The sequence below is a fragment of the Streptomyces mayteni genome (assembly GCF_054783955.1).
This window is the reverse complement of record NZ_BAAGPR010000172.1, coordinates 1-10,775: the sequence shown is the minus strand read 5'-3', so window position 1 is coordinate 10,775 and position 10,775 is coordinate 1. Positions and strand designations below refer to the sequence as shown.

Below are 10,775 nucleotides of genomic sequence, written 5' to 3'. Positions count from 1 at the left end.
AGGCCGGCACGGCCCACAGGGGCCCAACAAGGCGGCTCCGCCGCCGTTGAGGCCCCGGCGGCCCGCCGCGCGAGGCACCCCGGCCGGGGGCGGGTGGGTGGGCGCGGCACGGCCGGCCGCGCGGAGTACGGGCGCGACGCGGCAGCGGAACAAAGGGCGGGTGGGTGGGGGATATCCGGGCCGGGAACCCCGGGGAGGGCTTCTCCGTTCTCCCTTCCGACGTTCCGGACGTTCCATATCCCGACGAACAGGACAACCGGTCCACGGGAGGGCGTCGTCAGGGGACAGAGGGGGAGGGTCCGCCGGAGTGAATCTGCTCGACGTCGCGCTGCTGCTCGGCGCCGTTCTGGCCGCCTTCTCGGGGTATCAGCGCGGGCTGATCGCCGGTGTGATCTCGCTGGCCGGCTTCGTGGGTGGCGCCGTGCTCGGGGTGTGGCTGCTGCCGTTCGCCGTCGAGCCGGTGGAGCCGGGGTCCGCGGGGGCCACGCTGATCGCGCTGCTCGTGGTGTTGGTCCCGGCCGCCGTCGGGCAGGCCCTGGCCTGGCCGCTGGCGATGCGGCTGCGCGACCGGCTGCGCTGGGCGCCGGTCCGCTGGGTGGACGGCGTGGGTGGTGCCGCGTTCAACGCGGTGGCGCTGCTGCTGGTCGCCTGGATCGTGGCCAGCGCCCTGATACCCACCCCGTCGCCCGGGCTGAACCGCGCCGTCCAGGAGTCGCGGGTGCTCGGCGGCGTCCAGGACCGGATGCCGGCCCAGGCGCCCACCTGGTTCAGCCGCGCCACCGGCGCGCTCGCGGACGCCGGGTTCCCGCAGGTCTTCAACCCGTTCGAGAACGCGCCGACGGCCCAGGTCCCCGAGCCCTCTGGGGACAACGTCACGAACGCCGCGATCGCCGCCGCGCAGAACAGCACGGTCAAGATCACCGCCTCCTCAGGGCTCTCCGGCCAGGAGGGCAGCGGCTTCGTCTTCGCCGACCAGCGGGTGATGACCAACGCCCACGTGGTCGACGGCGCCAGCGCCGTCTCGGTGCAGACGGGCGGCGTGGGCGAGCAGCTGTCGGCCACCGTGCTGCTCTCGGACCCCGAGACGGACGTGGCCGTGCTCGACGTGCCGGGCCTGGTGGCGCCGGTGCTCGCCCTCGCCGACGACGCGGGCACCGGCGATCCGGCGGTGGTCGCCGGCTATCCGGAGAACGGCGGGCTCGACGTGCGGGCCGCCACCGTCGCCGGCCGCACCAACGCCCGCGGCCAGGACATCCACGGGGAGAACGTGGTCGTCCGCGACATCTACACCATCCGCGGCCTGGTGCGCCCGGGGAACTCGGGTGGGCCGCTGCTCACCACCGAAGGCCAGGTGTACGGCATGGTGTTCGCCCGCTCCGTCACCGACGACGACACCGGCTATGTGCTGACCGCCGACCAGATCCGCCCCTACGCCGAGGCCACCGCCCAGGGGTAGCTCAGCCCGTGAGGAGCGCCCGCACCGCAGGCGCGTCCCACTGCCCGCGCGCCCCCGGCCGGGAGGCCAGGTAGCGGGCGGCCCGCGCCGCCGTCCAGCCCCGGCCCTCGATCAACCCCGCGCCGAGCTGCCGCAGATAGCCGGCGGACGGCGCCCGCCACGCCACGTCCCCGCTGCCCCAGGGCGCCGTGAAGGTCAGCACCGGCAGCCCGTCGAGCTCCGCCACGCACAGCAGCGTCTCGTACCGCCCAGGGCCGAGCCGCAGCCGCGCGCCGGCCCGCCGCACCGGCGTCAGGTCGAGGTCGGTGCCCGGCTCCCGGCCCATCTCCTGCGCCGCGATGTCGGAGAACTGACCGGCCGTCAGCAGGTAGGCCCGCGCCGGCGTCTCCTCGTCGGCCACGTCCGGGTCGTAGAAGGCGCGCCCGCCGCCCCACACCAGGGACTCGGTCGCGAAGTACAGCAGCCCCGGCAGCGCCACCGGCACCGAGCGTGCCGGCGGCCTGGGGTCGCGGCAGCCCGGGTGGGGCAGGGCCGCGCCCGGCGCGGCGCCGCCCCGCAGATAGCGGCCGAGCCTGGCCGACGACATGTTCGATCCGTAGGCCGCGTACCAGGCCCGGCTCGGTGAACCCGCGCCACGCCCCGGTGATCTCTCGGCGAACTCTTCCTCGCCGGCCGCCGGCACCCCTGCCACTTCGCCCCGCCTCCCTCGATACTCACCGCGACGACGTTCCTGGGAGGAATCGTGACGCACCTCAGCCGCCGCCAGGCCCTCGGCACGGCGGGCACGTTGCCGGCGACCGCCGCCGTGCTCGCCGCCGGCCTCGCCACGCCAGCCGCCGCCCACGGCCGCCCGGCCCCGGCCCCGGCCCCGGCCCCGGGCCCAAGCCCGCTGCGCCGGGCCCACGCGCACAACGACTACGAGCACCCCCGCCCGCTGCTCGACGCCCTGGACCACGGCTTCACCAGCGTCGAGGCCGACATCTGGCTGGTGGACGGCCAGTTGCTGGTGGCCCACGACGCGGTCGACCTGGACCCGGCCCGCACCCTGGAGTCGCTCTACCTCGCCCCCCTGCTGGCCCGGGTGCGCGCCAACCGCGGCTCGGTCTTCGCCGGGCACCGGGTCTCGCTCCAACTGCTGATCGACATCAAGACGGCCGGCGACCCCACCTACCGCGAGCTGTCCCGGCGGCTCCGCCCCTACCGCTCGATACTCGGCTCCGCGACGAACGGGCGGGTGCGCACCGGCGCCGTGACCGCCGTGATCTCCGGCGACCGGGCCGCCCGGGTGCCGATGACCGAGGAGCGGGTGCGGCACGCCTTCTACGACGGCCGCCTCGACGACCTGGGCACCGAGGCGCCCGCCTCGTTCGTCCCCCTGATCAGCTCCAACTGGACCAGCAGCTTCGGCTGGCAGGGCGTGGGCCCGTTCCCCGACGCCGAACGGCGGCTGCTCCGGGACATCGTGGCCCGGGCCCACGCGGCCCGGCAGCGCGTGCGCTTCTGGGCCACCCCCGACGTCCCGGGCCCGGCCAGGGACGCGATCTGGCAGGAACTCGTGGCGGCCGACGTCGACCACCTCAACACCGACGACCTCGCCGGCCTCGAATCCTTCCTCCGCTCCCGCTGACCCCCGACGCCGACCGCTCAGGCGCGGACCGGGAGGTCCTCGATCCAGGTGTAGCGGGTGCCGCCACCCTGGGTGGTCACCAACTCGTAGAGCCCGGCGGAGGTCGCCTCCGCGCCCTCCTGCCGGGCGGCCAGCATCAGGGGCAAGGGTGCCTGCCCGGTGATCACGAGATCGACGGTGCGCCCGTGCCGAGGACCGCCCTCGAACCGGACGCGGATGACATGGGGCTTGGCCATGAGACCAAAGTAGCCGGGGTGCCGTAAGAGGCCCGTCAAGCACACTCCGCGAACCCGGCACTCCCGCCCCGTATTCGGGCGGGAGCACACGCTTTCCCCACTCGTTCGGGTGAGGGGCGGTGGAAGGTTGCCCCGCTCACTGCTCGCCGGGGCGGCGGGCGGGCACCGGCGCCGGCCCCGCCGCGCCCCCCGCCCCACCACCGGCCCGGCCCCCGGTCCCGGCCGCGAACCGCTCGGGGCGGAAGCCGGCCAGCAGCGGCGAGCGGATGTCGTCCAGCAGTTCGGCGGTCATCAGTTCGCCCAGCAGGGGGGCAAGGGTGACGCCGCTGTGGGTGGCCACCACGGCGAGCCAGGGGTGGTCGGGGAGTCGGCCGGCTATGGTCAGGCCGTCGCCCGGCAGCACGCGCCTGCCCACCGCCAGGGAGGCGACGCGGGGAGCCGCGCCGGCCGGCAGCAGGCCGGCCAGCCGCCGGCCGAGCTCCCTGGCCACCTGGCCCCCGGGTTCCGGCTCCGCCGCCGGGTCGGCCGCCGCGTCCAGGTCGAGGGCCTGGAGCATCAGCCGACCCCCGCCCGCCGGCCGCAGGTTGAGCGCGTCCGTGGTGACCACCCCGGCGAGGCGGACGACCGCCGGCTCGGTCTCGGCGAGGAAGCCGACGGCCGCGTTGCCACGGGCCGGGCGCACCAGCGGTATCCGGACGCCGAGCGGCGCCAGCAGCTCCTCGGTGTCCCGCCCCGCGCAGCTCAGCACGGTGTCGGCGCGCAGCACCCGGCCCGAGGCGAGGCGCACGGTGGAGGGCTCCACGGCCACCACCCGGTCGCCGAGGACGAGTTCGGCGCCCGACGCCCTGGCCTCGCCGAGCAGCCGGGCGATCAGCGCGGCCGGGTGGCAGTAGCCCTCGTCGGGGAAGTGGGCGACGAGGGCGGTGTCCGGCAGCCGAAGGTCGGGTTCCAGGCGGCGCGCCGCGGCGGGCTCGATCCGGTGCGCGGCATAGCCGATGGCGGCCAACCGCTCCACGCGCTCGGCGAGTTCGGCGCGGTGCGCGGGCTCGTCCGCCCACTCCAGGTGCCCGGTCGGGTGGAACCAGCGGAACCGGTCGGCGCCGGCCCGCGCGGCGAGCTCGTGGTGCGCGGCGACGCCCGCCGCGTTGAGGTCCTGGTAGGGCGGCGGGGTCTTCCGGTTGGCGTTGATCCAGGCGAACGTGGTGGCCGAGGTGCCCGCGCCGGGCGCCGGTGCCTGGTCGACGAGGGTCACCCGGCGGCCCCGCCGCCCGAGCGCGGCGGCCGCCGCCGCGCCGACGACCCCCGCGCCGATGACGACACAGCTGGTGACCGTACTGAGGGTTCTGACGGTGGTCACGAGTCTCCTTCCGATCTGTCCAGGGCTTCCGCGACGGGTAGCGGGCGGACGTCGAGTTCGGCCCCGACGACGCTGGCGCGCAGCCGGTTGACCAGGCCGGTCGTCCGCACCGCCGTGTCCCTGGCGCGGGCCGCGACGGCCAGCATCATGGCGTGGGCGAAGGCGAAGCCGCCGGTGATCTCGCTGGCGGTGCCGGTGGTGGACTGCGGGGTGCTGAGCGTGACGTCGACCCGGTGGCCGAGGGACATGCCGAGTGACTCGGTCACCAGGATCACGGTGGCGCCGACCTCGGCCGCGTGGTCGAGGACGACGGCGGTCTCGCGGAACTCCCGGATCGGTGCGAAGACCACCACGGCGTCCCGCCCGCCGAGGTCGACGAGGTCGTCGGCGAGCCGGAAGCCGGCGGTGGTGATGCTGCGCGAGGGCACGCCGATCCTGGTCAGCGAGAGGGAGAGGTAGTCGGCGAGCATCCCGGCCGGGCCGAGGCCGTGGGTGACGACCCGGTCGGCGGCGCGTAGCGCGCCGACCGCGCGCTGCCAGGCGGCCGCGTCGAGGTCGCGGCGCATCTGGGCGAGCAGGTCGACGCTGTCGGCCAGCACCCGGTCGCAGTCGTTGTCCCCGGCGGGCAGTTGGCCGAGCCGGTGGTCGAGGGTGGCGGCCAGGTTGCGCTGCCTGGTGAGCACCTCGAGGGTGGCGCGCTTCAGCTCCCGGTAGCCCTGGTAGCCGAGGGCGCGGGTGGTGCGGACGACGGTGGCGTCGCTGGTGCCCGTGCGCCGGCCGAGCTCGGCGGCGGAGGAGACGGCCACGACGTCGGGGTGGGCCGCCATGTACTCGGCGACCTGCCGCTCGCTGGCGGAGAGTTCGGGGCCGAGGGCGGCGACCCGCTCGTGGAGTGGGGCGATGGGCTCGTTCGGCACGTTGTTCGACACGTTGGTTAATTCCCGTAAATTCCCGAAGTCGCGTTCACTACAGCATTGACCATTCTCTGTAGCCAATACTACGGTCCTTGCCGTCGAAGCCGTCAAGCTTCTTCGGAAAGGAACGAAATGCCCGGCAACACCTGGGACGTCGCCGTCGTCGGCGTGGGAACCATGGGCAGCATGGCCCTCTGGCGCCTGGCCCGCCGCGGCGTCCGCGTCATCGGCTTCGAGCGGTACGGCGTCGGCCACGACCTCGGGGCGGCCGGCGGCGAGACCCGGATGTTCCGGGTGGCCTACAAGGAGGGCTCCTGGTACGTGCCGCTGCTGACCGAGGCGTCCCGGCTCTGGGACGAGTTGGGCGGCGACGGCCAACGCCAGGTCCTGCGCAGGTGCGGGGCGCTGACCATCGGCGACCCGGAACACCCGGACGTGGCCGGCGTGCTGCGGTCCGCCGCCGAGTTCGACCTCCCGCACCGGGTGCTGTCCGGCGCCGAGGCGCGCCGCGCCCACCCCCGACACCGGCTGGCCGAAGGCGACGTCGTGGTGCACGACCCGCGGGGCGGACTGCTCGACGCCCCGCTCGCCATCGCCACCGCCGTCGACCGGGCCCGCGAACTCGGCGCCGACGTCCGCACCCAGACCCCGGTCACCGCGCTGCGCGAGGTGGACGGGCGGGTGGAGATCAGGGCCGGCGACCGGACGTACCACGCCGCCCACGCCGTCGTCGCGCTCGGCCCGTGGACCGCGGGACTGCTCCCCGAACTCGCCGGCTCCTTCGACGTGCTGCGGGTGATCCTGCACTGGTTCCGGGCCACCGACCCCGCGCTCTTCGCCCCCGACCGCTTCCCGGTCGGGCTGCGCCGCGGCGGCCACGCCGAGGACTCGCTCTCCTTCTTCCCGCTCGCCACGCCCGACGGCACCGGCGTCAAGATCAACCTGCACGTCCCCAAGACCGCGGAGCCCGACCCCGAGCGGCACCGGCGCGCGGTGGACCCCGCCTACTCGGCGCGGGTGGGCGCCGCCGTGGCCCGGCTCTTCGACGGGCTCGACCCACGACCGGTCCGCGCCACCGCCTACCTGGAGGGCTACACGCCCGACAACCACGGGCTCGTCGGCCCGCTCCCCGGCCGGGAACGCGTCACCGCGCTGGCCGGCTTCTCGGGCCACGGCTTCAAACTCGCCCCGCTGCTCGGCGAGATCGCCGCCGGCCTGGCCCTCGGCGACGCCCCGGGCCCCTGGCCGCTCGACCGGCTGGCCGCCGGCCGCCCGCCCCGCTCCCGCACCCCCGAGGAACGCTCATGATCCGGATCGGAGTCGACGTCGGCGGCACCTTCACCGACGTCACGGCCCTGGACACCACCACAGGACGCTTCCACATCCTGAAGATCCCCACCACGGTCCAGGACCAGTCGCTGGCCGTCGCCGAGGGCGTCGCCGAGGCGCTCGGCCTCGCCGGCGCGAGCCCGGCCGACGTCGGCTACCTCGGTCACGGCACCACCATCGCCACCAACGCGCTGCTCGAACTCAAGGGCGCCAGAACCGCGACGCTCGTCACCCGCGGCGTGCGCGACGTGCTGGAGATCGCCAGGCAGCGCCGCCCGCACCTCTACGACCTGTTCGCCGACAAGCCGCCGACCCTGGTGCCGCGCAGCCGCACCCACGAGATCACCGAACGCGTCGACGCCACGGGGCGGGTGCTGGTCCCGTTCGACCCGGCCGACGTCGCGGCCGCGGTGGCCAGGATGCGGGCCGACGGCGTCACCGCCGTCGCCGTCTGCTTCCTGCACAGCTACCGCAACCCGGAGCACGAGCGCGCCGCCGAGGCGGAGCTGCGCCGGCTCGCGCCCGACCTGCACATCTCCCGGTCGAGCGCGGTGGCCCCCGAGTTCCGCGAGTACGAGCGGTTCTCCACCGCCGTGATCAACTCGTTCGTCGGGCCCACCATGTCGCGCTACATATCCGCCCTCGCCGAGCGCGTCGAGCGGGCCGGGGTGCCGGCCGGCGTCCAGGTCATCCAGTCCAATGGCGGCCTCGCCTCCCCCGCCACCGTCTCCCGCCGCCCCGTCACCACCCTGATGTCCGGGCCGAGCGCCGGCGTGATCGGCGCGATCCACGTGGCGGGCCTGGCCGGGGTCACCGACCTGATCACCTTCGACATGGGCGGCACCAGCACCGACGTCTGCCTGATCAGGGACGGCGCGGCCACCGCGGCCGGCGAACGCGGCATCGGCGGCTACCCGGTGCGGGTGCCGTCGGTCGACGTGCACACGGTCGGCGCGGGCGGCGGCAGCATCGCCGCCGCCGACGGCGCCGGGCCGCTGCGCGTCGGCCCCGAGTCGGCCGGCGCCCAGCCGGGCCCCGCCGCCTACGGCCGCGGCGGCACCCGCCCCACCACCACCGACGCCAACGTGGTCCGCGGCCGGCAGAACCCGGCGGCCGCGCTGGGCGGCAAGCTCACCATGGACGGCCAAGCCGCCGGGGCCGCCCTGACCGGGCTCGCCGCCGAGCTGGGCGGCGACGCGCTGACCGCCGCCCGCGGCGTCACCCGGCTGGCCAACTCCCACATGGCCAGGGCGGTTCGGAAGGTCTCCGTGGACAACGGCGAGGACCCGCGCGAGTTCACGTTGATGGCCTACGGCGGCGCCGGCCCGCTGCACGCCGTCGAGGTGGCCGCCGAGGTGGGCATGCGCCGGGTGCTGGTCCCCGCCCACCCGGGCACGCTCTGCGCCCTCGGGCTGCTGGTCAGCGACATCCGCACCGAGTTCACCCGTTCCTTCCTCCGCCCCGCGGAACCGGACGCGCTCGACGACGTCAACGCCGCGCTGCGCGACCTCGGCCGCGAGGCCACCGACTGGCTGGCCGGCGAGGCCGCCGACGCGGCACGGCGCTCCGTCCTGGTCGCCGCCGACGCCCGCTACCCGCGGCAGAACTTCGAGCTGCGGCTCGCCCTGCCGGCCATCGAACTCGACGCGGCCGCCCTCGCCGAGCTGGTCGCCGACTTCCACCGGCAGCACGAGAAGTCCTACGGCTTCGCCCACCCCGGCTCCCCCGTGCAGCTGGTCAACCTGCGGGTCACCGCGCTCGGCGAGGTGCCGCGCCCCGCCCTGCCCAGGCTCCAGGACGGCGCCGCCGAACCGCCCGCCGAGGCCGTCACCGGCCACCGCCAGGTGGACTTCGGGGCCGCCGACGGCCCGGTCCCGACCACCGTCTACGACCGCGCCCGGCTGCTCGCCGGCAACCGGCTCGCCGGCCCCGCGGTGATCGAGCAGTTGGACGCCACCACCGTGCTGCCGCCCGGCTCGACCGCCGAGGTCGACCCGTTCGGCAACCTCCTGATCGACCTCAGCCAGCTCACGGAGGTGGGCCACCATGCCTGACAAGCGCGAGAGTTCAGCCGTCGACCCGGTGACGACGCAGGTCATCGGCAACGCGCTGCTGTCCGTCGCCGAGGAGATGGGCGCGGTGCTGCGCCGCACCAGCTACTCGACCAACATCAAGGAGCGCTCCGACTGTTCGACGGCGCTCTTCGACGCCGCCGGCACCCTGATCGCCCAGGCCGAGCACATCCCCATCCACATGGGCTCGATGAAGGGCCTGGTGACCGCGATGCTCGACGCCCACGGCCCGGACGGCCTGAACGCCGGCGACGTCTACCTCACCAACGACCCCTACACCGCGGGCGGCACCCACCTGCCGGACATCACGATGGCGGCGCCCGTCTTCGTGGCCGGCGCGCTGGCCGGCTTCAGCGCCACCATCGCCCACCACTCGGACGTCGGCGGCCACGTCGCCGGCAGCAACTCGGGCGACTCCACCAGCATCTACCAGGAGGGCCTGCGCATCCCCATGGTGCGCTTCGCCGTCGCCGGCCGGGTCAACGACGAGGCGCTGGCCTTCGTCAAGCTCAACTCCCGGCTGCCGCAGGAGCGGCAGGGCGACCTGCTGGCCCAGCTCGCGGCCGTCCGCACCGGCGCCGAGCGGTTCGCCGAACTGCACGCCAAGCACGGCGGCGACACCATAGCCGCCGCCACCCGCGAACTCCTCGACTACGCGCGGCGCCGGCTGCGGCTGGCCGTCGCCGCCTTCCCGGACGGCGTCCACCGCTGCGAGGACTGGCTCGACCCCGACGAGCCCGGCGAGGAGCCGATCAGGATCGCCGCGGCCGTGACCATCGCGGGCGACCGGGTCCGGGTCTCGTTCGACGGCAGCGGGCGGCAGGCGCGGGTGGCCATCAACGTCGTCAGGTCCGCGCTCGAGGCCACCGTCTACTACGCGCTCAAGGCCGGCCTCGACCCCGACATCCCCGCCAACGGCGGCTTCTTCGACGACGTCGAGATCGACGCGCCGCTCGGCAGCGTCGTCAACCCGCGCCCGCCCGCGCCGGTCGCCGCCCGCACCGACGCCTGCCAGCGGGTGGCGGACGTGGTGCTCGGCTCGCTCGCCAGGGCGGTGCCCGACCGGATCCCCGCCGGCTCGCACAGCTCCATCACCTATGTCACGTTCGCCGGCAGCGAGGACGGCTTCTTCGTCTACCCCGAGGTGATCGCCGGCGGCGCCGGCGCCCGCCCGGACCGCGACGGCCTGGACGCCGTCCAGGTGCACGTCACCAACTCCTCCAACCTCCCCATCGAGGCGCTGGAGTTGGAGTATCCGCTGCTGGTGCGGACCTACGAGCTGATCCCCGACTCGGGCGGCGCGGGCACCCACCGCGGCGGCCTCGGCGTCCGCCGCGAGATCGAGGTGCTCGCCCCGACCGCCGACTTCTCGGCGCACGCCGACCGGCAGACGTTCCCACCCGCCGGGCTCGCCGGCGGCCTCGACGGCTCCCCCGGCCGGTTCACGGTCCGGCCGGGCACCGAAGGGGAGCGGGTGCTGCCGGGCGGCCGGGTCTCCGGCATCGCCCTCTCGGCCGGTGACGTCGTCCGCGTCGAGAGCCCCGGCTCCGGCGGCTTCGGCCCACCCGCCGACCGCCCCGCGGAACAGGTCGCGGCCGACGTGGCCGAGGGCCGGGTCAGCCGCACGACCGCCGAGCGCGACTACGGCGTCATCCTCACCCCGACCGGCACGGTCGACACCCCGGCCACGGCCGCGCTGCGCGCCGCGGCTGGCGCCGCAGGCACCATGGCCGCGAGGCCGGGCGCGGGCACGGGCACGGCTGGCGCCGCGGGCGCCACGGGCG

9 protein-coding genes are annotated in these 10,775 nt (G+C 75.5%); 5 read left to right on the top strand and 4 right to left on the bottom strand.

Annotated elements, in window-relative coordinates; all coding sequences use genetic code 11:
- The first annotated feature begins 307 nt into the window (after positions 1-307).
- A complete protein-coding gene (locus ACYVPE_RS37595; protein ID WP_461038333.1) occupies positions 308-1,456 on the top strand; it encodes a MarP family serine protease in 1,149 nt (382 codons plus the stop codon).
- A gap of 1 nt (position 1,457) precedes the next feature.
- Here the strand turns inward: ACYVPE_RS37595 and ACYVPE_RS37590 are convergent, their stop codons facing one another.
- A complete protein-coding gene (locus tag ACYVPE_RS37590; protein ID WP_461038334.1) occupies positions 1,458-2,042 on the bottom strand; it encodes a histone deacetylase in 585 nt (194 codons plus the stop codon).
- Between the two features lie 156 nt (positions 2,043-2,198).
- Here ACYVPE_RS37590 and ACYVPE_RS37585 point away from each other — a divergent pair, with 156 nt between their 5' ends.
- Positions 2,199-3,083, top strand: coding sequence for a phosphatidylinositol-specific phospholipase C/glycerophosphodiester phosphodiesterase family protein (locus ACYVPE_RS37585; protein ID WP_461038332.1), 885 nt, complete (start codon positions 2,199-2,201; stop codon positions 3,081-3,083).
- A gap of 17 nt (positions 3,084-3,100) precedes the next feature.
- On the opposite strand, the gene ACYVPE_RS37580 is transcribed toward ACYVPE_RS37585, so the two are convergent.
- The 3 genes from ACYVPE_RS37580 to ACYVPE_RS37570 form a co-directional block, all read right to left on the bottom strand.
- Positions 3,101-3,319: a hypothetical protein gene (locus tag ACYVPE_RS37580; RefSeq protein ID WP_461038331.1), complete on the bottom strand. Its 219-nt coding sequence runs from the start codon at positions 3,317-3,319 to the stop codon at positions 3,101-3,103.
- A gap of 136 nt (positions 3,320-3,455) precedes the next feature.
- Positions 3,456-4,676, bottom strand: a complete 1,221-nt coding sequence (locus ACYVPE_RS37575; RefSeq protein ID WP_461038330.1) for an NAD(P)/FAD-dependent oxidoreductase — start codon at positions 4,674-4,676, stop codon at positions 3,456-3,458.
- On the bottom strand, positions 4,673-5,605 hold the full coding sequence (locus ACYVPE_RS37570; RefSeq protein ID WP_461038329.1) for a MurR/RpiR family transcriptional regulator: 933 nt from the start codon (positions 5,603-5,605) through the stop codon (positions 4,673-4,675). The genes ACYVPE_RS37575 and ACYVPE_RS37570 overlap by 4 nt, the downstream gene beginning before the upstream one ends.
- A 117-nt stretch (positions 5,606-5,722) precedes the next feature.
- On the opposite strand from ACYVPE_RS37570, the gene solA reads away from it, so the two are divergent.
- From solA to ACYVPE_RS37555, 3 genes are all read left to right on the top strand, one after another.
- A complete protein-coding gene (solA, locus tag ACYVPE_RS37565; protein WP_461038328.1) occupies positions 5,723-6,898 on the top strand; it encodes an N-methyl-L-tryptophan oxidase in 1,176 nt (391 codons plus the stop codon).
- Positions 6,895-8,973: a hydantoinase/oxoprolinase family protein gene (locus tag ACYVPE_RS37560; RefSeq protein WP_461038327.1), complete on the top strand. Its 2,079-nt coding sequence runs from the start codon at positions 6,895-6,897 to the stop codon at positions 8,971-8,973. The genes solA and ACYVPE_RS37560 overlap by 4 nt, the downstream gene beginning before the upstream one ends.
- The coding region (locus ACYVPE_RS37555) for a hydantoinase B/oxoprolinase family protein (protein ID WP_461038326.1) at positions 8,966-10,775 on the top strand (1,810 nt) is incomplete at its 3' end. The genes ACYVPE_RS37560 and ACYVPE_RS37555, both read left to right, overlap by 8 nt.